At 63.2% G+C, this 22,879-nt stretch carries 21 protein-coding genes; 11 read left to right on the top strand and 10 right to left on the bottom strand.

What is annotated here, in order from left to right:
* Position 1: 1 nt before the first annotated feature.
* Positions 2-679 carry a ribulose-phosphate 3-epimerase gene (gene rpe / locus NKI79_RS08705; RefSeq protein WP_352801036.1) on the bottom strand — a complete coding sequence of 226 codons (678 nt, stop codon included), beginning with the start codon at positions 677-679 and terminating at the stop codon, positions 2-4.
* 489 nt (positions 680-1,168) lie between these two features.
* Here rpe and dnaK point away from each other — a divergent pair, with 489 nt between their 5' ends.
* The 3 genes from dnaK (at position 1,169) to pmtA (ending at position 5,145) form a co-directional block, all read left to right on the top strand.
* Positions 1,169-3,085 (top strand): molecular chaperone DnaK, encoded by a 1,917-nt coding sequence (gene dnaK / locus NKI79_RS08710; RefSeq protein ID WP_023679851.1) that lies wholly within the window; start codon positions 1,169-1,171, stop codon positions 3,083-3,085.
* Between the two features lie 212 nt (positions 3,086-3,297).
* Positions 3,298-4,434 (top strand): molecular chaperone DnaJ, encoded by a 1,137-nt coding sequence (gene dnaJ, locus NKI79_RS08715; RefSeq protein ID WP_254815727.1) that lies wholly within the window; start codon positions 3,298-3,300, stop codon positions 4,432-4,434.
* Positions 4,435-4,545: 111 nt separating this feature from the next.
* A complete protein-coding gene (gene pmtA, locus NKI79_RS08720) occupies positions 4,546-5,145 on the top strand; it encodes a phospholipid N-methyltransferase PmtA (protein ID WP_352476898.1) in 600 nt (199 codons plus the stop codon).
* Between the two features lie 26 nt (positions 5,146-5,171).
* Here the strand turns inward: pmtA and NKI79_RS08725 are convergent, their stop codons facing one another.
* Positions 5,172-6,167, bottom strand: a complete 996-nt coding sequence (locus tag NKI79_RS08725) for an alpha/beta hydrolase (RefSeq protein WP_352801039.1) — start codon at positions 6,165-6,167, stop codon at positions 5,172-5,174.
* Between the two features lie 129 nt (positions 6,168-6,296).
* Here NKI79_RS08725 and NKI79_RS08730 point away from each other — a divergent pair, with 129 nt between their 5' ends.
* The 3 genes from NKI79_RS08730 to NKI79_RS08740 are packed head-to-tail and all read left to right on the top strand — an operon-like array spanning position 6,297 to position 7,919.
* Positions 6,297-6,893 carry an NADPH-dependent FMN reductase gene (locus tag NKI79_RS08730; protein WP_352507080.1) on the top strand — a complete coding sequence of 199 codons (597 nt, stop codon included), beginning with the start codon at positions 6,297-6,299 and terminating at the stop codon, positions 6,891-6,893.
* Complete coding sequence (gene pyrF, locus NKI79_RS08735; RefSeq protein WP_352801041.1) at positions 6,890-7,603, top strand: orotidine-5'-phosphate decarboxylase; 714 nt, start codon at positions 6,890-6,892, stop codon at positions 7,601-7,603. Before NKI79_RS08730 ends, pyrF begins: the two co-directional genes overlap by 4 nt.
* 28 nt (positions 7,604-7,631) lie before the next feature.
* Complete coding sequence (locus NKI79_RS08740; RefSeq protein WP_352801043.1) at positions 7,632-7,919, top strand: DUF1330 domain-containing protein; 288 nt, start codon at positions 7,632-7,634, stop codon at positions 7,917-7,919.
* Here the strand turns inward: NKI79_RS08740 and NKI79_RS08745 are convergent.
* The 6 genes from NKI79_RS08745 to NKI79_RS08770 form a co-directional block, all read right to left on the bottom strand.
* Complete coding sequence (locus NKI79_RS08745) at positions 7,916-8,974, bottom strand: D-alanine--D-alanine ligase family protein (RefSeq protein WP_352801045.1); 1,059 nt, start codon at positions 8,972-8,974, stop codon at positions 7,916-7,918. The two genes, NKI79_RS08740 and NKI79_RS08745, sit on opposite strands and share 4 nt — an antisense overlap.
* Before the next feature lie 206 nt (positions 8,975-9,180).
* Positions 9,181-10,062 (bottom strand): SMP-30/gluconolactonase/LRE family protein, encoded by an 882-nt coding sequence (locus NKI79_RS08750; protein ID WP_352801047.1) that lies wholly within the window; start codon positions 10,060-10,062, stop codon positions 9,181-9,183.
* The gene (locus tag NKI79_RS08755) at positions 10,062-10,700 is read right to left on the bottom strand and encodes a 2-dehydro-3-deoxy-6-phosphogalactonate aldolase (protein ID WP_352801049.1); all 639 of its coding nucleotides are present in this window, start codon (positions 10,698-10,700) and stop codon (positions 10,062-10,064) included. Before NKI79_RS08755 ends, NKI79_RS08750 begins: the two co-directional genes overlap by 1 nt.
* Entirely contained in the window at positions 10,697-11,647 is a 951-nt protein-coding gene (locus tag NKI79_RS08760) for a 2-dehydro-3-deoxygalactonokinase (RefSeq protein ID WP_352801100.1), read from the bottom strand. Before NKI79_RS08760 ends, NKI79_RS08755 begins: the two co-directional genes overlap by 4 nt.
* Complete coding sequence (locus NKI79_RS08765) at positions 11,647-12,414, bottom strand: SDR family NAD(P)-dependent oxidoreductase (RefSeq protein WP_254815718.1); 768 nt, start codon at positions 12,412-12,414, stop codon at positions 11,647-11,649. The genes NKI79_RS08760 and NKI79_RS08765 overlap by 1 nt, the downstream gene beginning before the upstream one ends.
* 132 nt (positions 12,415-12,546) lie before the next feature.
* Positions 12,547-14,349 (bottom strand): GtrA family protein, encoded by a 1,803-nt coding sequence (locus NKI79_RS08770; RefSeq protein ID WP_352801051.1) that lies wholly within the window; start codon positions 14,347-14,349, stop codon positions 12,547-12,549.
* Positions 14,350-14,478: 129 nt separating this feature from the next.
* Between NKI79_RS08770 and NKI79_RS08775 the strand changes: the two genes are divergently transcribed.
* The 4 genes from NKI79_RS08775 (at position 14,479) to NKI79_RS08790 (ending at position 18,727) form a co-directional block, all read left to right on the top strand.
* Positions 14,479-15,486 (top strand): glycosyltransferase, encoded by a 1,008-nt coding sequence (locus NKI79_RS08775; RefSeq protein WP_352801053.1) that lies wholly within the window; start codon positions 14,479-14,481, stop codon positions 15,484-15,486.
* Positions 15,487-15,494: 8 nt separating this feature from the next.
* On the top strand, positions 15,495-15,869 hold the full coding sequence (locus NKI79_RS08780) for a GtrA family protein (RefSeq protein WP_352801055.1): 375 nt from the start codon (positions 15,495-15,497) through the stop codon (positions 15,867-15,869).
* A gap of 220 nt (positions 15,870-16,089) precedes the next feature.
* Complete coding sequence (gene gshB, locus NKI79_RS08785) at positions 16,090-17,031, top strand: glutathione synthase (protein WP_352801057.1); 942 nt, start codon at positions 16,090-16,092, stop codon at positions 17,029-17,031.
* Between the two features lie 163 nt (positions 17,032-17,194).
* Positions 17,195-18,727, top strand: coding sequence for a YifB family Mg chelatase-like AAA ATPase (locus tag NKI79_RS08790; RefSeq protein WP_352686193.1), 1,533 nt, complete (start codon positions 17,195-17,197; stop codon positions 18,725-18,727).
* Positions 18,728-18,768: 41 nt separating this feature from the next.
* Here the strand turns inward: NKI79_RS08790 and NKI79_RS08795 are convergent, their stop codons facing one another.
* Together NKI79_RS08795 and NKI79_RS08800 are read right to left on the bottom strand one after the other, a co-directional pair.
* Positions 18,769-19,863, bottom strand: a complete 1,095-nt coding sequence (locus NKI79_RS08795) for a hypothetical protein (protein ID WP_352801059.1) — start codon at positions 19,861-19,863, stop codon at positions 18,769-18,771.
* A 124-nt stretch (positions 19,864-19,987) separates the two neighbouring features.
* Positions 19,988-22,192, bottom strand: coding sequence for a malate synthase G (locus NKI79_RS08800; protein WP_352801061.1), 2,205 nt, complete (start codon positions 22,190-22,192; stop codon positions 19,988-19,990).
* A gap of 308 nt (positions 22,193-22,500) precedes the next feature.
* Here NKI79_RS08800 and NKI79_RS08805 point away from each other — a divergent pair.
* Positions 22,501-22,879: transposase family protein (locus tag NKI79_RS08805; RefSeq protein ID WP_352801063.1), on the top strand; the 379-nt coding region annotated here is incomplete at its 3' end.

A 22,879-nucleotide genomic window follows, 5' to 3' on the forward strand; every position in this document is an offset into this window, starting at 1 on the left:
GTCAGCCGGCCGCCTTGTCCGCCGCTATCCTGATTGCCTCGATGTTTGCCCGGTAGGCTTCGACGCTGCCGCCCTTGAAGATGGCCGCACCGGCGACCAGCACGCTGGCGCCGGCGGCACTGACCAGGGGCGCAGTTTCGGGCGAGATGCCGCCGTCGATCTCGATCCTGATCGGCCTGCCGCCGATCAGCGCCTTCACCCGCTTCACCTTGTCGACGATCGCCGGAATGAAGGCCTGGCCGCCGAACCCCGGATTGACCGTCATGATCAGGATCAGATCAAGCCGGTCAAGCACGTATTCGATCATCGTCTCCGGTGTCGCGGGGTTGAGTGACACGCCGGCCTTCTTGCCAAGGTTTTTGATCGTTTGCAGCGACCGGTCGAGATGTGGCCCGGCTTCGGCGTGCACCGTGATGCCGTCGCAGCCGGCGTCGGCGAAAGCGGCCAGATAAGGATCGGCCGGGGCGATCATCAGATGGCAGTCGAAGAAGGCCTTGGTGCGGTTGCGGATCGCCTTGATCACCGGCGGCCCGAAGGTGATGTTCGGGACGAAATGCCCGTCCATGACGTCGAGGTGGATCCAGTCGGCGCCGGCGGCGGCCACCGCCTCGACCTCGTCGCCGAGCTTCGAGAAATCGGAAGCCAACACCGATGGCGCGATCAGGGTTTTTTGAGCCATGTCCGCTTCCCGTTGTTGAGCCCGCCTTCGCCCTAATCGTCTCAACGCCGCTTGTCGACAGGAATCCGGCGTCGATATCGCATCTGTGCAGAAGGAGAGAAGCGGTGGCGAGCCACTTCTCTCCTGTGCTGTTCCCTGAGACCATGGAGCCTCTGGATCTGTGGTCATGGGGCTTTCCTTTCCGGGGCCGCACCGCGCGGCACCTGAGCGTCTGTCGCGGGGCGAGGCGGAAAGGTTCATGGGCCGGGGCCGGGCCGGCTGGATCACCGCCGGAAAATACCGGCCTGCCGGTCCCGGATCCGATCAACCGCGATGAATGGTGAACGCCTTGCGCAGAATGCTTGCGCGCCACGCAGCCTGTTCTTATATACGCGCCAAGCCGTCCAGCGCCGAATGCCGGTTGCCGGGGCGGAATTTCTTGTGAACAGGGGCTTTCATCGGAACGCCTGTACGGGTCCTGAGAGCCTGCTTAGCGGAGAGATTAGAACAATGGCAAAAGTAATCGGTATCGATCTGGGAACAACCAACTCCTGTGTCGCCATCATGGATGGCAAGGAATCCAAGGTCATCGAGAATGCGGAAGGCGCCCGAACGACCCCTTCTATCGTCGCCATCAACAGCGACGGCGAGCGCCTCGTCGGCCAGCCGGCCAAGCGCCAGGCGGTCACCAATCCTGAAAACACCATTTTCGCGGTCAAGCGCCTGATCGGCCGCCGCTACGACGATCCGGTGACGGAGAAGGACAAGAAGCTTGTCCCCTACAAGATCGTCAAGGGCGACAATGGCGACGCCTGGGTCGAGGCCGGCGGCAAGAAGCAGTCGCCCAGCCAGATCTCGGCGATGATCCTGCAGAAGATGAAGGAAACGGCGGAGGCCTATCTCGGCGAGAAGGTCGAGAAGGCGGTCATCACCGTTCCGGCCTATTTCAACGACGCCCAGCGCCAGGCGACCAAGGATGCCGGCAAGATCGCCGGCCTCGAAGTGCTGCGCATCATCAACGAGCCGACGGCGGCCGCACTTGCCTATGGACTGGACAAGAAGGAAGGCAAGACGATTGCCGTCTATGACCTTGGCGGCGGCACGTTCGACATTTCGGTGCTCGAAATCGGCGACGGCGTGTTCGAGGTGAAGTCGACCAATGGCGACACCTTCCTCGGCGGCGAGGATTTCGACATGCGCCTGGTCGAATATCTGGCGGCCGAGTTCAAGAAGGAACAGGGCATCGACCTGCGGAACGACAAGCTCGCCCTGCAGCGCCTCAAGGAAGCGGCTGAAAAGGCCAAGATCGAGCTGTCCTCCACCACGCAGACCGAAATCAACCTGCCCTTCATCACCGCCGATGCCACCGGCCCCAAGCACCTGACGCTGAAGCTGACGCGGGCGAAGTTCGAGAGCCTGGTCGAGGATCTCGTCCAGCGCACGATCGATCCCTGCAAGGCGGCGCTCAAGGATGCCGGCCTGAAGGCCGGCGAAATCGACGAAGTCGTCCTGGTCGGCGGCATGACCCGCATGCCCAAGATCCAGGAGATCGTGAAGCAGTTCTTCGGCAAGGAGCCGCACAAGGGCGTCAACCCGGATGAAGTCGTCGCATTGGGCGCCGCCATCCAGGCCGGCGTGCTGCAGGGCGACGTCAAGGACGTGCTGTTGCTCGACGTGACGCCGCTGTCGCTCGGCATCGAGACGCTGGGCGGCGTGTTCACGCGGCTGATCGAACGCAACACGACGATCCCGACGAAGAAGAGCCAGGTGTTCTCCACGGCCGAGGATTCGCAGTCGGCGGTGACCATCCGCGTCTTCCAGGGCGAGCGTGAAATGGCCGCCGACAACAAGGCGCTCGGCCAGTTCGATCTGGTCGGCATCCCGCCTGCGCCGCGCGGCGTGCCGCAGATCGAGGTCACCTTCGACATCGACGCCAACGGCATCGTCAACGTCTCGGCCAAGGACAAGGGCACCGGCAAGGAGCACCAGATCCGCATCCAGGCGTCTGGCGGCCTTTCGGACGCCGACATCGAGAAGATGGTCAAGGACGCCGAGGCCAATGCCGAAGCGGACAAGAAGCGGCGCGCGCTGGTCGAGGCCCGCAACCAGGCCGAGGCGCTGGTGCATTCTTCGGAGAAGTCGCTGAAGGAATATGGCGAGAAGGTTTCCGAGGCCGACCGCACGGCGATTGCCGATGCGATCGCGGCATTGAAGACCGCTGCCGAAGGCGACGATGTGACCGAGATCGAGGCCAAGACGCAGACGCTCGCCGAAGTCTCGATGAAACTCGGCCAGGCCATGTACGAGGCTTCGCAGAAGGAAGCCGCCGAGGCCGACGCCAAGGCTGATGCCGCCAAGGACAGCGACGTCGTCGATGCCGATTTCGAGGAAATCGACGAGGACGACGAGAAGAAGAAGTCGGCCTGAACCGCCTGACGGTATAGGTAAGCAAAAAGCCCGGCGCGCAGCCGGGCTTTTTTGCAACCCTTTGCCAGAAAAACGCGGAGCTCCCCGAAAAAATGCGGACAAAGCCTCGTAGACACTGGCATCGCGGCTCCATCACACCTAAATCGGAACAGCGTGCCGGCAAACGACGCAACGATGCTTCAAGACGTTGACTATCCGGACTGCGGGAAAACATGAAAGCTGATTTTTACGAAACGCTGGGCGTGCAAAAGGGCGCCGACGAGAAGGAGCTCAAGAGCGCTTTCCGCAAGTTGGCCATGCAGTTCCATCCCGACCGCAACCCAGGCGACCATGCCTGCGAGCACAAGTTCAAGGAAATCAACGAAGCCTACGAAACGCTGAAGGACCCGCAAAAGCGTGCCGCCTATGATCGCTTCGGCCACGCGGCCTTCGAGCACGGCGGCATGAATGGCGGGGCGCAGGGCTTTGGCGCCGGCGGCTTCGCCGACATTTTCGAAGACATTTTCGGCGACATGATGGGCGGGCGCCAGCGCCGCTCGTCCGGCGGCCGCGAGCGCGGCGCCGACCTGCGCTACAATATGGAAATCACGCTGGAGGAGGCATTTTCCGGCAAGACCGCGCAGATTCGCGTGCCGGCCTCGATCTCCTGCTCGGAATGCTCCGGCAGCGGCGCCAAGCCCGGCACCCAGCCCGTCACCTGCTCGATGTGCAACGGCCACGGCAAGGTGCGCGCCACGCAAGGCTTCTTCTCGATCGAGCGCACCTGCCCGCAATGCCAGGGGCGCGGCCAGACCATCAAGGATCCGTGCCCCAAATGCGCCGGCCAGGGCCGTGTCACCGAGGAGCGCTCGCTGTCGGTAAACATCCCTGCCGGCATCGAGGACGGCACCCGCATCCGGCTGGCCAATGAGGGCGAGGCCGGCCTACGCGGCGGCCCGTCCGGCGATCTCTACATCTTCCTCGCGGTCAAGCCGCACGAATTCTTCCAGCGCGACGGCGCCGATCTTTATTGCAAGGTGCCGATCTCGATGACAACGGCAGCGCTTGGCGGCTCGTTCGAGGTGACGACACTGGACGGTACCCAGACGAAGGTGAAGGTGCCGGAAGGCACCCAGAACGGTCGCCAGTTCCGCCTCAAGGGCAAGGGCATGCCGGTGCTGCGCCAGCCCAATATTGGCGACCTCTACATCCAGACCGTGGTTGAGACGCCGCAGAACCTTTCGCGCCGCCAGCGCGAATTGCTGGAAGAATTCGAGCAGCTTTCCTCAAAGGACAATTCGCCTCAGTCGAGCGGATTTTTCGCCCGCATGAAGGACTTTTTCGAAACGTTCGGCGAGCACCGAAGCTGATCCCTGGAAAACGCTTCCCGAGCGTCATCAACACCTTATCCGGGGATTCGCCTTGTCTTGCACCTCGTAGCTGTTAAGTAGCATGCGAGGGAGCGTTGAGGAGGACTTTCGATGACGCGTAGTCCCGGACTGCGAAAGACGCTGGCGGAAAAGTTCGACGACGAGTTGAAGTTCTTCAAGGGCTGGATCGACAAGCCGAAGGCGGTCGGTTCGATCGTCCCGACCAGTTCCGTCACCGCGCGCAAGATGGCCTCGATCGTCGATCCGAAATCCGGCTTGCCGGTGCTCGAGGTCGGGCCCGGCACAGGCGTCATCACGCGCGCCATCCTCGCCCAGGGCATAAAGCCTGAAAATCTCTACGCGGTCGAATATTCCACTGATTTCGTGCGCCATCTGCGTCAGCTTTATCCAGGCGTCAACGTCATCGAGGGCGACGCCTTCAATCTCGACGCGACGCTTGGCGACAAGCGCGACCTGATCTTCGATTCGGTGATATCGGGCGTGCCGCTGCTCAACTTTCCGGTCGCCCAGCGCATCGCCTATGTCGAGAGCCTGCTCGACCGTATCCCGGCGGGCCGGCCGATCGTGCAACTAACTTACGGGCCGCTGTCGCCGATCCCGCCCGGCCGCGGCGACTATACGGTCGAGCATTTCCATTTCGTCATCCGCAACATTCCGCCGACGCAGCTTTGGATCTATCGGCGCGGCTGAACGCATGTCGGAGTTCCGGATGCCGGTCATTGCCGCTGGTTGGCCAATCGGTCCAGGAATGCCGTCAGCCTTTCGAACGCCTGTTCTCCCGCCTTGCCGTCGAGATCGAACTGATATTCATGCGGCAGGGCCGGACTGTAGTCGTCCGGAAAGAACAGCGTGTCGACCGCGACGCCTTGCGACGCGATCGCGCGCGCGATCTGACGCGACTGCGGCGCCAGCGGATCGGCATTGCCGACCGAGACGAATGCCGGCGGAAATTGCGGCGTCAGGTGCCTGTCGATTGAAAATTCGGCAATGCGCGGGTCATCGTCCAGCCGCTTCACGCCGAGATACGACCACATGACGGTCCTGTTGAAGCCGGCGAAAGGCCCTTCGGGCGAGATCATCGCGGGATCGTAAATGCCGCAGAACAGTGCAACGCCTTTCAGTTGCGCGCGCTCTATGCCCGGATCGACGTCCATCATGGCGGCATAGGCGGGATTGCTGATCGTGGCAGCCAGTTGAGCGACGATCTGCGAGCCGGCGGAGTCGCCGGCAAGGAAAAGTCTGTTGCGATCGATGTGGTAGCGGCCGGCATTGCCGGAAAGAAAGGCAAGCGCCTTGTTGGCCTGGAGGACTGGCGTCGGATAGCGGGCGCCGGGGGCGACGGAGTAGCCGACCGAGACAGTGACGTAGCCCCGCCCGGCCAGTATTTTCATATATGCCGAGATGTCGGCCTTGTTTCCGGCAACGAAGCCGCCGCCATGCACCCAGACCACCGTCGGCAACGCCTTTGCCTGAGCATCCGCGGGAAAGAAGACGTCAAGGGTCTCGTCCGGGTCCTCGCCATAGCGCTCGTCGCGCAGTTCGCCGACATTGGCGGGCACATGCTTTTCAAGCGCGCGGTTCTTTGCCACTGCATCCTTGTGAAAAGCGTAACGGATCAGAAGGACCGAAGGCCACGGGCTGAGGACGAAAGCGGCGTAGCAGGCGGCAGCAGCCACCGCGAGAGCGACAAGACCATAGCCTACCCATTTCAATCCCACGAGGTCCGCCCTATCCGCCGGCGCCGGTCGCCAAAGCGGCCAGCGCTAAAATGCGTGCCGCAATCTCGGCTATTGATTCATCCCACGCATCGCCTATAGCTGCCGCCACAGCAAGGGATTGCGATGCCGATCATCCCGAAAATTCTCGTCGTCGCCGGTTCGGTGCGCAGCGGCGCCTATAGCGGCAGGACTGCCGACGTGGCGCAGAAGGAACTTGCCATGCAGGGCGCGGAGGTGACCCGCATCTCGCTCGCCGACTATCCGTTGCCGATCCTCGACCAGGATCTGGAAAAGGACGAAGGCATTCCCGAAAACGCCGTCAGGCTCGGCCGGATGATCGCCGCCCATGACGGCCTGCTGATCGCGACGCCCGAATATAACGGCTCCATTCCGCCGCTGCTCAAGAACACCATCGACTGGGTGAGCCAACTGCGCAAGGATGGGGGCCGGACGTTCAGGCCGCTTGCCGGCAAGGTCGCCGGCCTCTGCTCGTCTTCCAGCGGACCCTTTGCAGGGATACGCTGCATCAACCATCTGCGCGCCGTGCTGGTGCGCTGCCGGATGGAGGTGGTGACACCGGAGTGTTCGGTGCCGGAGGGCGGTAGCGCCTTCGACGACGAAGGCAACTTCCGGGACGAAAGACTACGCCAATCGATGGAGCACCTATGCCGAACGCTGATCGAAACCTCGCGCATGCTGTCGACGCGGATCGAGGCATGATCCCGGACGCCGCGCGTGCCGACACAATTCAGGAAAGGCTGATCGTCGGCCTCGACCTGCCGACGCTGAGGGAAGCCGAGAAGGCGGTGCGCGAGCTCGACGGGATCGTCTCCTTCTACAAGATCGGCTACCAGCTCGCCTTTGCCGGCGGGCTCGACCTCGCCCGCGAGCTGGCCAGCGGCGGCACCAGGATCTTCCTCGACATGAAGCTGCTCGACATCGATAACACCGTTGCCAAGGGGGTCGACAACATCGTCAGGATGGGCATGAGCATGCTGACCATCCACGCCTATCCGAAGACAATGAAGGCGGCGGTCGAGGCTGCCAGGGGCAGCGACCTTTGCCTGCTCGGGGTTACCGTGCTGACCTCGATGGACGAGCAAGACGTGATAGACGCCGGCTATGAGTATGATCCGCATACGCTGGTGCTGAGGCGCTCCGAGCAGGCGCTGCATGCCGGCATGGGCGGCATCGTCTGTTCGGCCGAGGAAGCGGAGGCGGTACGCCGCATCGTCGGCCCCGACCTGGCGGTGGTGACGCCGGGAATCCGGCCGAAGGGCAGCGACCATGGCGACCAGAAACGCGTGGTGACGCCGGCGCAGGCGATCCGCAACGGCTCCAGCCATCTCGTCGTTGGCCGGCCGATCGTCGGCGCCACCGACAGGCGGGCGGCGGCGGAAGCCATTCTCGATGAAATGCGCTCGGCCTGATAGCCAGGAATTAACCCGGAGAAATACCATGCCCAAGGGATACTGGATCGCTCGCGTCGATGTGCGCGATGCGGAAGGCTACAAGGACTATGTCGCAGCCGCCAAGCTGGCCTTCGACCGCTTCGGTGCCAAGTTCCTGGCGCGCGGCGGCGCGCATGAGAAGGCAGAGGGAGCGGGCCGCGACCGCAACGTGATCATCGAGTTTCCGTCGCTTGCGGTGGCGCATGACTGCTACCACTCGCCCGAATACCAGCGCGCCGTCGCGATCCGCCAGAAGGTGGCCGATGGCGAAATCGTGTTGGTCGAGGGGATTTAGGCGCGAAGCCGGTTCGCCGCTGCCTCCGCCATCGCATCGGCGAGGCTCAGGCCCCATTGCTTGCGACAGTAATCGCGAAAATCGAAGCAAGGCAGGCCGGGGCAGACCTCGAACTCGATGAGATGCGCGCTGTCGTCGGCTTCGACCCGGAAGTCAATGGAAAAGACGTCCCGCAGGCCAAGCCCGACCATCAGGCTTTCGGCGATGCGACGGATTCTTGCATCGGCTCGAGGCTGGCTGGCGTCAACGGGAAGCAGCAACGGCTCGGCGTAATTTCCCGTGGCTTTGGCCGCTTCGCCGGTATTGCCGTAAAGCGCCAAGCTGTCCTGCATGGTTTGGAAATCGCCGCCCGAATCGACAAAGGCGACGCCGAGCGCCTCAATGCCGGTATCCGGCTTCAGGCCGAGAAAGCTGGCCCGCACATTGCGTCCGGCGACATAGGGCTGGACGACGACATCGTCGCGATAGGCGGCGAATACGCGCCGGCTAAGCTTCAGCGCATGGCCGAGATCGTGACAGCGCGAATCCGGCCAGATGCCGATCTTGGCGCCGAGCCGGTTCGGCTTGACGAACCAGCCGGCGGGCGAGGCCGGCGGCGCGACCAGCCACGCGCCGTCACGGGCAAGGCCCGCCTGCGGCACCGGCAGGCCAAGCGCGCCGAGCACGGCGCCGGATCGGAACTTGTCTTGGCAGAGCGCGAACAACGCATCGTCGGCGCCGATCGCCTTCAGGCCATTCAGCCGTGCCAGAGCCGGTGCCGCGCCGCCACGGAAATAGGCAATGCCGTCGGTCAGCGTCCAGACAAGCGTGGCCTTCGGAACTTCGCTGGCGAGAACGCTTGCGGCATTGTCGAGCGCCACCGGCGCGAAGGCCAGGCCGCGCTTCTGGCAAGCGGCGGCAAGTGCGTCGAATTCAGCAGCGATGTCGGTCGATTGCGCCAGATAGGAGGCGATTTCGGCGGCGCGCGCCGGCACATGATTGTCGGTGACCAGCCGATCGAAGCAGGCCTGTTCCGGCTCGTAGACAAGGATCAGCTTCGGCTTGCGGCTTGACATGACTGAACGATTTCCCGGCAGCTCGATTGCTAGAGCAATTCCAGGAAAAGTGTGAAACGGTTTTCCGTCCGGAATTGCTTCGAACAAAGAGATAGAGCGGTTCAGCGTTCCCGCGAAACGATGAACCGTTCTAGCATCGCACGGCGAGCGCATTCGGCTTTCGCGGAATCGACGTCAGCCGGGTGCCCGCACGATAGCAACTGCTCTCAGGCAATCAACACGCGCGGCTCGAAGCGACCATTGACCGGAATGTCGAGCATAAACGTCCTGCCGGCTTGCGGGTCGAGCAGGCGCTGCTTCTCGCTCTTGCCCGACCAGGCGGAGGTGACCGCGATCCGGTCGGCATTCCCGCCGACAAAAGCCGGACAGGACGGTTGCGTGACCGGCATCGCCACCGAACGGACAAGCTTGCCGTCGGGCCCATAGGCTTCGACGACGCTGCCGCCCCAGCAGGCGTTCCACAATATGCCGTCGCGGTCGAGCACCGAACCATCGATATAGCCCTTGGCCGAACGGTGGTCGACGAAGACCTTCGGTTCGCCAACCGGCAGGCCGGTCGCCGGATCGCAGCCGACGCGCATCAACAGGCCGGTGCTGGTATCGGTGTAATAGGCGATGGTCCCATCGTCGGAAAAGCAGATCGAATTGGGCACCGTGATATCCGCATAGAGCCGGCGCAGCTCGCCCTTGAAGAACCAGTAGATCGAACCGGCGGCCTTCTCCTCGCCCTTGCCCATTGTGCCGACCCAGAGGGCGCCGCAAGGATGAACGCGCGAATCGTTCGAGCGGGTGACCGTATTATCGGCCTCGATCGGCGTGTGCAGCGTCAGCTTCCCGGTCGCGACGTCGCGGACATGCAGGCCGGTCTCGGTGGCGATCAGCTGACGCCGGTCGTCGATGACGGCAATCGCACTGGCCATCTGGTGGAGCTCGTGGATCTTGACCGCACCGCCGGACAGACGCTTTTCCAGGAGCTGGCCGTTGACAATGTCGAACCAGTAGAGCGTCTCGGTGGCGGGGTCATAGCTTGGTCCCTCGCCGAGTTGGCAGACGTGGTCGGAAAAAACCGAAACGATGGTCTCGCTCATCATGCCACTCCAAACGCCGCGTCCCAAGCCTGAACTGCGGCTTTCGCCCGTGCTGCCACTTCGTCGACGCTCATTCCCGGCTTGAACAGGCTGGAGCCAAGACCGAAGACGCTGATGCCGGCTGCCTTGTAGCCGGCAAAATCCTTGTCCGAAACGCCGCCGACGGCGCCGACCAGCACACTGGCCGGCAGCACCGCGCGCATGGCCGAAATGCCTGCCGCGCCAAGCACGCTTGCCGGGAAGAATTTCAGGGCCGAGGCGCCGAGCCGGATTGCCTGGAATGCCTCGGTCGGCGTGAACACGCCGGGCATTGTCACCATGCCGTACTGCTTGGCACGGCCCATGACCTCGGCATCGATATTGGGGCTGACCAGCAGCCGCCCGCCGGCTTTGTGCAAGCCGTCGACATCGGCGGCGGTGAGCACCGTGCCGGCGCCGACCAGCGCTGTCGGAGGAAGCGCTTCGACAATGCTGGCGATAGAGGCAAAGGGCTCGGGCGAGTTGAGCGGCACCTCGATCGCTTCGATGCCTGCGCCGAAGATCGCCTGGCCGATCGCCACCGCCTCGCCTGGCTTAAGGCCGCGCAGGATCGCGACCAGACCCCGCTCGAGCTTTGGAAAAGGTGCGGTCTCGGTCATGCGGCAACTCCATTTTTGGCGATCATGCCATTTTCGCGCGCGGCTTCGGCAAGGCCGGCGCGCACCGCCTCGTCGGCGTCGACCGCCCTGAAAGCGAGCCCGGCAAGGCCGAGCGCCTCGGCATAGAGCGTGCCAAGTGCGCCCGACGCGATCAGCACGACGGGCACAGCGCTTGCTTCATAACGGCGATTTGCCGAAGCGATCTCGCCACCGATCAGCAGGCCGGACAGGCAGGCGGCGGCATCTTCGGGCCTCAGGTCCTGCAGCAGGCTGGCGGCGCGGATCGAGAACAATCTTGAAACGACGTCACCACCTTCGGCCAACGCCTTCAGGCACCAGTCCCGGAAAAACGGACTTTCGGCGACAACCGGCTTCGGCGGCTCGCCCAGCGAATGGCGCAGGATCGAGTGCGCGGCGAGCACCGAAAACAGCTCGCCGGTCGGCCAGGTGCCGAACCCGGCAACAGAGCCGTCCTCGACCAGCACCCATTTCGAATGGGTGCCGGGCATGCAGACGAGGTGACGTCCCTTTGCCGGCAAACCGGCTCCGGCAAGCTGCGTTTCCTCACCGCGCATGACGTCAGGCGCATCGGCGAAGCGTTGGGCAAGGCCGGGCACGATGCGGATGTCGCGGCGCTGGCCGGGGATGCGGGCAGCTTCGGCCAGGATAGCGCCGATCGGCGTGGGAACGCTGACATAGGGCGCCTCCAGCCAGCCCTGGCGCGAGCCGGCCATGCCGCAAATGATGACCGGCAGGTTTTCGGGTGCGCCCATGGCGGCCAGATGCCCTTCGAGAATGGACGAAAACCCTTTAGCCTGAGCGGTGATCAGTCCGTCATCGCCGCGCCGCTCGGCGAGAACGTCGCCGGTGCCGTCGAGCAGCCATACCCTCATGCGGGTGGTGCCCCAGTCGACGGCTGCGACGGAAGCTGCCTTGCTCGGTGAGATCACAGGAACCCCCCGTCGACGATCAGCATCTGCGCGGTCAGCATGCGTGAAGCATCCGACGCCAGGAACAGCACGGTGCCGACAATGTCTTCCGGCTGCATCACACGCTTGATGCACTGCTTGGCGACGTGAGCGGCGAGCGCCTGTTCGGTGACCCAGAGCTTTCTCTGCCGCTCGGTGATTACCCAGCCGGGCGCGATCGCGTTGACGCGAATGCCGTCGGCACCGAGCTTGCCGGCGAGACCCTTGGTAAGGCCGACGATCCCGGCCTTGGCGGCGGTATAGGCCGGCATATCGGGATGGTTGATGAGAAACGAGGTCGAGGTGAAATTGATTATCGAGCCGCCGCCGGCCCGCTTCATGCCCGGCGCCACCGCCTGCGCGCTGAAGAAATGCGGGCGCAGGTTGATGGCATGGTTGTTGTCCCAGAACTCGACCGTGACGTCTTCGACGGCATGACGGTCATCCTGAGCGGCATTGTTGACCAGCACGGTCACGTCGCCATGCGCCTCGGCGGCTTTGGCGATCGATACCCGCAATGCCTCGATGTCGCGTATGTCGGTCTTGAGATAGAACGGCCGCCGGCCGAGCTCCTTGTCTAACCGATCGGCCAGCGCCAGGCTCGGACGGTCGGCGATATCGATGAAGGCGACCTTTGCCCCCTGGCGGACAAAACCTTCGGTCAAGGCAGCACCAATGCCGGAGCCGCCGCCGGTGATCAGCACCGAAGCGCCTTCGAGGTCGGCAAAGCGTGCCGATGGCATCATGAAATTCTCTCCCGGTCCAATGATCTCGGTCGGCCGGCGCGCATCCTATCCAGCCGTGTCGGGCGGGCAAGGGCGAAAGAGTGGATTGGCGCGACTTATGTCCGACAAAAGGCCGCACGCGCCGCCGATCGATCAGCCGCCCACCCGGACGCGGTACAATTCGACGGCGGCTCCGCTGGTCCCGGCAACCGGCGCAAGCCATTCCGGCACGCTGCCGCGCATCAGCCCGGCAAGAAAGCCTGCCGGCGCCTTGGCTGCGAGGAGCTTGCTTTCGGCGCTGCCGGGGCACAGCGCGACGAGGCCGACATTATGATCCGCGACGACCGTCCTGGCATCGGCATCGGACCCAAGGAAGGCATCGAGCGCCAGCAGGTTGCCGGCGACATTGCGATGATAAGGCCCGGCGAAGACGCGATGTCCGGAATAGGCCAGGATAGGCGATCCGAGATTGGAAATTGCCAGCACGGTGGTGCCGGGCAGGCGGCCGAGTGCCGCAAAGGAGGCCCTGCGCTGGCAAGCGACATCGGTGCCGTCGCCATTATCCGCCGTGGTGTTGCTGTCTTCGAAGGCTACCGAGGTCGCCGCGGCAGCCCCAGTCCAGACCGCATTCACCGAAACCAGCCAGACGGCAGCCATGCGCAGCGCCACACCGCGCGACGCGCTGGCCTCGGCCCGTTGACGCCATTTGGCAATCCAGGCGGCAAGCGGGATGACGGCGAAGGCGATCGAGAATGTCGAACCGCGTACCTGCCAGGCGCTGACGATGAAGGCCACGACAAGCAACGCGCCGACAAGGCTGTCCTGCCGTCGCCAGCCGCCACGGCCAAGGCGAAGCGCCATCAGCACGAGCGCAATGAGCGGCGTGGCATAGCGCGCCACCACCTCGGCCGGATCCTCGGCGAGCAATTTGAACAGCGACTGCGCCTCGCCGATGTGATCAAGCCATAGCTCCTTGAGGCGCGGATCGAGATTGGCATAGGGCGCTGCCAGGCATTGTGGGAACAACAAGACGACGACAGCGCCCAATAGCATGGCGAGCAGGCCAAGTGAGGCGATGCGCCGTTGGCGCGTGCGGCCGGCCGGCTCGATCGACGCTATGGTTGCAAGGCCGGTTCCGGCAATCGCTGCGACGACGAACTGCACGGCCGAGAAGGCGTCGCATTGCGCCTGACCCCAGGCGGACCACGGAATGGTGACGACAAAGACGAGGGCGGAGACGCCGGCAAAGCCGAGGCCGAAATCCCTGGCGATCGACCTCTCGCCATTGACGTCGAGGGCAAACAGCATGGCGACATAGGCGCCGATGGTGGCAACGTAAGGCGCGGTTTCCATGCCGATGGCCAGCATCAGCCCGGCGCATAGGCCGGAGAGCAATGCCGCCGCCTTGCGCAAGGGCGCTTCAAGCAACAAGCTCAGGCTGGCCATGCTCAGCATCAGCTGGATATTGTGGTGATCGAGCGCGCCAGGCGAAAAAATGCCGAGGAAATGCAGTGCGGCGGCGCCGACGATGACAGCCGGCAGCACAGCGCCGTCACCGGCAAAGCTGCGTGCGGCGCGGGCGGTGAAAAATACGGTCAGGCAGAAGAGCAGCGCCGGCCACAGCACTTGCGCGACATTCTCGGCAAGCGCCGCGCTGCCGGTCAGGGCCGATACGGCGATGATGATGGCGGCGATCGGCGCATCGACCAGCCGCGACCAGTGCATGACGAAGCCGCCTTCCAGGCCCATCCTGTACTGGTGGAGATCGAACCAGTTTTGGCCGGCGAGCATGTCGCGAACTTCGACGAGGCGCAGCAGATTGTCGTTGTCGCCGCCGGCATTGGTCAGTGCCGGGAAGCCGGCAAAGGCATTGACGGCAAGTGCCAGCAATGTGGCAAGCAGCGCCAGCGCGATCTCGGACCTCCAAATGGAGGCGCCATCGTCGGCTGTGCTCATATCAGGACCTTTGGAAGGAATACGGGGCAGCTTAAACCTAGCCTTAACAGCTTCAATAAATAGTAAAGCCGCCCGAGCGAGGCCGGCGTTTGCGCGGTCAGGGGCCTCACAGGGCATCCGGAGACGAAAATGCCACAAGAAGTGCGCCATGAGCCGAGCATCGCCGTGCTCCTGCCTTGCTACAATGAGGAGCTGACGATCGGCGAAGTGGTGCGGCGCTTTCGCGAAACGCTGCCTGCCGCCGCGATCTATGTCTACGACAACAATTCGCGCGACCTTACGGCGCTCCGAGCCCGCGCCGCCGGCGCCATCGTGGTGCGCGAGCCGCGCCAGGGCAAAGGCAATGTCGTGCGCCGCATGTTCGCCGACATCGAGGCCGACATCTACCTGATGGCCGACGGCGACGGCACCTATACGCCGGAGGACGCGCCGCAACTGATCAACACGCTGCTGACCGAGCGCTCCGACATGGTGGTGGGCACCCGCCGCGGCGTCACCGACGATGGCGGCAGGACCGGTCATGCCTTCGGCAACCGCATCTTCAATAGCCTCTACAAGCGGCTGTTCGGTTCCGACTTCACCGATATCTTCTCCGGCTACCGCGCCTTCACTCGGCGCTTCGTCAAGAGCTTTCCCGCGGTTTCCAGCGGCTTCGAGATCGAGACCGAAATGTCGGTGCACGCCTCGCAACTCAAACTGCCGGTCAGCGAGATCGGGCTCGACTATGGCCGACGGCCGGAAGGCTCCTCGTCGAAGCTATCGACCTTTCGCGACGGCGCGAAGATCCTGTGGATGTTCGCCATGCTGATGAAGGAGACGCAGCCGCTGCGTTTCTTCGGCGCTTTTTCGGTGTTCTTCCTGGCATCAAGCCTGTTTCTGATGGTGCCGGTGCTGATCGAGTTCGCCGAAACCGGGCTGGTGCCGCGCATGCCGACGTGGGTGCTGTCGGTCGGGCTGCTGCTGCTGTCGATGCTGGCGGCGGTGACCGGGGTAATCCTCGATTCGGTGTCGCGCGGCCGGGCCGAGCAGAAGCGCATCTTCTATCTGTCGATGCCTTCCGGCCGCATCGAACGCGAACGCGCAAGTGCGCTCGCGACTCTGAAGACCGGACCGCGCAAGACCCCGCGGGCGGCTTAGAGCCCTAAATGGGACGCCTCGCCCGCTTCATTGTCGCCGGCGGCATCGGCTTCGTCGCCGACGCGGCGGCGCTTTGGCTGGTGTTGGCGATAGCGCCGCTTGGCCCCTTCGCGGCTCGCATCATCTCGATCGGTTTTGCACTGTCCGTCACCTGGCTGATCAACCGCCATCTGACCTTCTCGCCTTCCAGCCGCGGCGTCGCGCAAGAGGGCGCACGCTATGGCGGCGTCGGCATTGCCACCAGCCTCGTCAATTATTTCGTCTATTGCGCCATGCTGTTCGCGCTGCCGATGGTGCCGCCGCTCGTCGCCCTTGCGGTCGGCTCACTGGTTGCCATGGCGCTGTCCTTCCTCGGCTATTCCAGGCTGGTCTTCGACCGCTGAAGGCACATCGCATTGGGGTCTGCGCCAAGCGAAGCGCAGCCTCATCATGACCTTGGCCGATTGGCAGAGGCCGCCGATTTCCTTATATCGCTGTCGTCGATGCATCGGCCCGAAAAATCGGAATCGATTTTCGGAAGGCACGATGCATGGATTCAAGAATGTTGGAGCGTATGTGCGTCCAGGTGGACGCACGTCGCTCCAAGTGCGCCGGAGAGCACCCATGCCCCTGAAAGTCGCCGTCCAGATGGACCATATCTCCACCGTGTCAATTGCCGGCGATACGTCGTTTGCGCTGTCGCTGGAAGCGCAGCGGCGCGGGCACCAGCTGTTCCACTACACGCCCAACCGGCTGTCGCTGCGCGATGGCAAGGTGTTTGCCCGTATCGAGGCGATGCAGGTCCGCGACGAGAAGGGCAATCATTATTCGCTGGGCGAAGAAGTCCGCACCGACCTATCGGAGATGGACGTCATCCTTTTGCGGCAGGATCCGCCCTTCGACATGAACTACATCACCACCACGCATATCCTCGAGCGCATCCATCCGAAGACGCTGGTGGTCAACGACCCGGCCTGGGTGCGCAACAGCCCGGAAAAGATCTTCGTCACCGAATTTCCCGACCTGATGCCGGACACGCTTATCACCAAGGACCCGCTCGAGGTCGCCGCCTTCCGCAAGGAGTTCGGCGATATCATCGTCAAGCCGCTCTACGGCAATGGCGGCGCCGGCATCTTCCACCTGCATGAGGCCGACCGCAACCTCGCCTCGCTGCTCGAAATGTTCGGCCAGATGTTCCGCGAACCCTACATCGTGCAGCGCTACCTCAAGGAGGTGCGGGCTGGCGACAAGCGCATCATCCTGATCGACGGCGAGCCTGTCGGCGCCATCAACCGCGTGCCGGCCGAGCACGATTCGCGCTCCAACATGCATGTCGGCGGCCGCGCCGAAAAGACCGAGCTGACGGAACGCGAACGCGAGATCTGCGCCCGCATCGGGCCCTCGCTGAAGGAGCGCGGCTTCATCCTTGTCGGCATCGACGTCATCGGCGACTACATGACCGAGATCAACGTGACCTCACCGACCGGCATCCGCGAAGTGCAGCGCTTCGGCGGCGCCGACATCGCCAGCCTGTTCTGGAATGCGGTGGAGGAGAAGCGCAACTAGCCTCGCTTCGCGAGCGGCCGCGTTGCAAACCATTGCAGCCGTTGCGTTCATCCGTTCCCCAAATGTTCTTGCCTTCGCCGGAAATCTATGGTTGTCTCTGGCGACGCCGTTCGCGGCATGATCGCAAAGGCTTGGGGCAAAAGCCTGCATCCGGGGTGAAGACATGGTGGCGCGGGTTCGCACGGTTGCTTTCCAAGGCATCGAGGCCGTGCCGGTCGACGTGCAGGTGATGATCGCGCCGGGCAAGGTCAACATGCACATCGTCGGGCTGGCCGACAAGGCTGTAGCCGAAAGCCGCGAGCGGGTGCAGGCAGCACTTCATGCATCCGGCCTGTCGATGCCGTCGAAGAAGGTCACCGTCAATCTGGCACCCGCCGACCTGCCGAAGGAGGGCAGCCACTACGATTTGCCGATCGCGCTCGGGCTGATGGCGGCGCTCGGCGCCATTCCGGGCGACATGCTCGCCGGCTATGTCGTGCTTGGCGAATTGTCGCTCGACGGAACCATTGCCGCGGTGGCCGGCGCGCTGCCGGCGGCAATCGGCGCCAATGCCGAAGGCAAGGGTCTGATCTGCCCGTTCGCCTGCGGGCCGGAAGCGGCCTGGGCCGGCAAGGATTTCGACATATTGGCGCCGCGCAGCCTGATTGCCATCGCCAATCATTTTCGTGGCACGCAGGTTCTGTCACGGCCGGAAGCCGGCATCCATGCCGCGGCGCGCGACCTGCCCGACCTTGCCGACATCAAGGGCCAGGAGACCGCCAAGCGGGCGCTGGAGGTGGCGGCCGCCGGCGGCCACAATCTTTTGATGGTCGGGCCGCCGGGGTCGGGAAAGTCGATGCTGGCGCAGCGGCTGCCGTCGATCCTGCCGCCGCTGGCGCCCAGGGAATTGCTCGAAGTCTCGATGATCGCCTCGGTGGCCGGCGAGCTCGGGGAAGGAAAACTCACCGACCGGCGGCCGTTCCGCGCGCCACATCATTCGGCCTCGATGGCGGCGATGGTCGGTGGCGGGTTGCGCGTGCGGCCGGGCGAGGCCTCGCTCGCCCATCACGGCGTGCTGTTCCTCGACGAGTTTCCCGAATTCTCGCCGCAGGCGCTCGATGCGCTGCGCCAGCCGCTGGAGACCGGCGACTGCATGATCGCGCGCGCCAATCATCGCGTCACTTATCCGGCACGCATCCAGCTGGTCGCGGCGATGAACCCGTGCCGCTGCGGCATGGCCGGCGAGCCGGGCTATCGCTGCCTGCGCGGCGACCGCTGCCGCACCGACTACCAGGCACGCATTTCCGGCCCGCTGCTCGATCGCATCGATCTCAGGATCGAGGTGCCGGCGGTCTCGGCCAGCGATCTGATCCGGCCGGACCGGGCGGAGAAGAGCGCAGCCGTGGCACTACGCGTCGCCCGCGCCCGTACGATCCAGCGTGAGCGTTTCGAACGGCTCGGCGCGACCTCCGCCACCACCAACGCGCATTGCTCGCCGTCAGTCATCGAGGAGATCGCCATGCCGGATGCCGCCGGCCTGTCGCTGCTGAGGGATGCCAGCGAAAAGCTCGGCTTTTCCGCACGAGCCTACCACCGCGTCTTGAAGGTGGCGCGGACACTGGCCGATCTCGAGGCCAGCGAGACGGTCGGCCGCATCCATCTGGCCGAAGCGATTTCCTACCGCATGAGTTCGGAGCGGATGGCGCAGGCGGCGTAGGAGCGTCCCGTCCTACGGCCGAATACAAAGAAGAGTTCTGGTCAATTCCCGATGCGGATTCCGATCTCTTTCGCTTCGAGGTCAACTAGTAAACTATTCGTTTCAAAATATCGTATGCCAATGATGTTGTGGCCGATCGTTGGAGAGAATTCCAACTCGGATCCGTATGACGTGTCGAACTTCCACTCCCCCAGCATCGCGATTTTTACCGCCACTCTGGTCCCGACATCCATGGATCCGCTTGAATCTTTTGGCGGGTTGTCCGCTATTACGATTGTGGAGTTTCCCGTATCGTAAAGCGTCGGCCGGCAACTTGTTTTTTCGTTCAATAGGATACATGAACCTATGGTTGGAAAGTTATAGCTATCGCTAGCTGTTTTCCATTTTTCCGCATTGAACTCGCTTTTCACGCTGTCCGATATTCCAATGTGAAGTGCCTTGACCGCCGGGCAATTCGTATCCTCATTCGAGCAAGCTCTCCAATCGGTCCCTATCGGGGAAAGATAATATCCCTTTCGCAAGCCATTTCTGGGACTCACAGCGTCCATCGGCGATTTCAGCATTTGATCTGGTCCCCCGCCTCCAATAGGGGAAATGCCAAAAACGCCCTTTGGCCAGAGCCGACCGCCGACAACTTCACCTGTGCTGCGTCTAACTTTTTTGTATCGAATAAGGAAGGGGATGGAATCCTCAGTAGAAACGGAAGCGGCTCGTGAGCCGAAAGTCACTCGAGCCAAGGCAACATTTCCGTACTCGTCATAGGTTCCGTAATTCATGACGGCTTTTTGGGTGGTGACGGTTATCCCATCTAGTTCCAGATCTTTCGTGATTTTTATACCTTCGACGGAACACAGCTTCCTCGGAAGCACAGAAGCACAGTCGATCGTCATGCCACTGGATCCGGTATCCAATAAGAGTGGTTGATTTATTTTTCGGTTACCGATGGACAGCACCTTAACATACAACATCCGGATATTGGGTGGATTTCCCGGGTATTCCAATTTTATAAGAGGAACAGCTAACGGCACCTCTTCTGCAGCTTGGATCGCCAGCGAGTTGAGCAGCAGGGCCCCCCAAATAACTAATATCGATACCAAGAATTTCCTGACGTTTAGTTCAGACTTGTTTTTGCTCATTCGTCCCCCTCCCGCGAAATCCGCCCGCACGCTATCTGCGGAGCAAATCGTAATAGCCAGTCAAGGCCAGCCTCCACCCACAGTGCATCGTGAAAACATTTAATGCTTGGCGATCCGCAAGCGTTTATAGCCCGACTGTTATAGGTTTTACAGGTTTCATCCCACGCCCTTTCGCCTTCAATTCCAACCTCCGCGCGTGCAGCACTGGCTCGGTGTAGCCATTGGGCTGGACGCGGCCCTTGAAGACGAGGTCACAGGCAGCAAGAAACGCGATGGACCTGTCGAAATCCGGTGCCATCGGCCGGTAGAGCGGATCGCCTTCATTCTGGCGGTCGACGATAGCCGCCATGCGCTTCATCGTCTCCATGACCTGCTCGGGCGTGCAGACGCGGTGATGCAGCCAGTTGGCGATGTGCTGAGAGGAGATGCGCAGCGTGGCGCGGTCCTCCATCAGGCCGACGTCGTTTATATCTGGTACTTTCGAGCAGCCGACGCCTTGGTCGATCCAGCGCACGACATAGCCCAGAATCCCCTGCGCGTTGTTGTCGAGCTCCTTCTGGATGTCTTCAGGCGACCAGTTCGGCCGCCTTGCTACCGGCACCGACAGTATGTCGTCCAGCTTCGCCTTGGGCCGGCTTTTCAGAGCCTGCTGCACGGCGTGGACGTCGACCTTGTGGTAGTGCGTGGCATGCAGGGTTGCCGCCGTCGGCGACGGCACCCAGGCGGTGTTGGCGCCGGCCTTGGGGTGCGCGATTTTCTCGGCCAGCATTGCCGCCATCAGGTCGGGCATCGCCCACATGCCCTTGCCGATCTGGGCGCGGCCGGCCAGCCCGCATTCGAGGCCGGTATCGACGTTCCAGGCTTCGTAGGCGGCAATCCAGGCGGCCTGTTTCATGTCGCCCTTGCGGATCATCGGGCCGGCTTCCATCGAAGTGTGGATCTCGTCGCCGGTGCGGTCGAGGAAGCCGGTGTTGATGAAGACGACGCGGTCCCTGGCGGCACGGATCGCCTCCTTGAGGTTGACGGTGGTGCGCCGCTCCTCGTCCATGATGCCCATCTTGATGGTGTTTTTCGCCATGCCGAGCAGCGCTTCGACGCGGTCGAAAATCTCGACGGCGAAGGCAACTTCGTCGGGCCCGTGCATCTTGGGCTTTACGATATACATCGAGCCCGCGCGTGAATTGGCGCGACGCCCGTTCGGGCCGATGTCGTGCAGCGCGATCAGCCCCGTCAGCGCCGCATCCATGATGCCTTCCGGCACCTCGTTGCCGTCGCGGTCCGATATCGCCGGATTGGTCATGAGGTGGCCGACATTCCTGACCAGCATCAGCGAGCGGCCGGGCAAGGTCAGCGTGCCGCCATCCGGCGCGGTATAGGTGCGGTCGGGGTTGAGCCTGCGGACAAAGCTCTTGCCGGCCTTGGTGATCTCTTCCGCCAAGTCGCCCTTCATCAGGCCGAGCCAGTTGCGGTAGACCAGCACCTTGTCCTGCGCATCCACCGCGGCGACCGAATCCTCGCAGTCCTGGATGGTGGTCAGCGCCGATTCCAGCACGACATCGGCAATGCCGGCCGGATCGGTGCGGCCGATCTGGTTGTTGTGGTCGACAACGATTTCGATGTGCAGGCCATTCTTGACCAGCAGGACGGCTTCGGGATTGGCGGCATCGCCGCGATAGCCGGCAAACTGTTTGAGGTCGGCAAGCGTGGTGGCGCCGGCACCCTCGCCGAGCCGCAACATGCCGTTGGCGACCGCAAGCCCGTTGACCCCAGCCCATTTGCCCGTGGTGAGCGGCACCGCCTCGTCGAAGAAGCTTTTCACCCAGGCGACGACCTTGGCACCGCGCGCCGGATTGAATTTGTTGCCTCGCTCGGCGCCGTCCGTCTCCGGGATGGCGTCGGTTCCGTAGAGCGCATCGTACAGCGAACCCCAGCGCGCATTGGCGGCATTCAGCGCATAACGCGCGTTCATCACCGGCACCACCAGCTGCGGCCCAGCGACCAAAGCGATTTCCGGGTCGACATTTTCGGTGGTCACGCTGAACGCCGGCCCCTCGGGCAGGAGATAGCCGATCTCGCGGAGGAATGTCTTGTAGGCCTCCATGTCGACGGGCGCGCCATTGTCGCGGTACCAGCGGTCGAGCTTGTCCTGCATGGCGTCGCGCTTTTCGAGCAGCGCCCGATTTTTTGGCGAGAGATCATCGACGATGGCCGAAAAACCGTTCCAGAATGCCTCTGCTTCAATGCCGGTGCCCGGCAGCGCCTCGTTCACGACGAAATCATGAAGCTCGCGGGCAATCCGCAATCCGGCGATCTCGACGCGATCGGTCATCAGGGCTTCTCCAGATGAAAGGCTAGGCCGGGCCTTTGACATGTCAGGGTGACAGGGTCAATTCGGCTTAGGTGAAGGTAGGGCGTTTTCGCTGCCGATCTCCCCCCTCGAGGGGGAGATGGGCGCGAAGCGGCCAGAGGGGGTCGGTTCGACCGGGCTCGGCCTCCTGCGGCAGAAGGAAGTCGCGCTTCGTGCGAGGCGACCCCCTCTGTCGCCTTTGGCGACATCTCCCCCTCGAGGGCAGGGGAATCGCATATGGCGATTTTGGGGTTGAGTTTAGGCTGAGAAAGGATTCTTTGGAGAGGCAGTTGAGCGAAGGAGCGACTGCCATTTCCTGCCTTGAGAGCTACTTTGGCGCGGTGCCTGATCCACGCGCGCCCAACGCCACGCACCGGCTTGGCGACCTGATCGTGATGATGATCGCGGCAAGCCTGTGTGGTGCCAGCAATGCGACGGAGTTCGCGCTGTTCGCGCAGGAGCGCAAGCAGGCGCTGTCGCGGCTGATCGACTATGACGCAGCTCCCAGCCACGACACCTTCTCGCGGCTGCTGCGCCTGCTCGACCCGGAGGCCTTTGGTCGCGCCTTTGCTGCCTTTGCCGCAGCTTTCGCCCGAGCCAGCCGAGAGACGCCCGAGGTGGTGTCGCTTGACGGCAAGGCTTTGCGGCGGGCCTACGAGAAGGGCTTGG

The organism is Mesorhizobium sp. M0340, from assembly GCF_040321535.1.
Classification (GTDB): Bacteria; Pseudomonadota; Alphaproteobacteria; order Rhizobiales; family Rhizobiaceae; genus Mesorhizobium.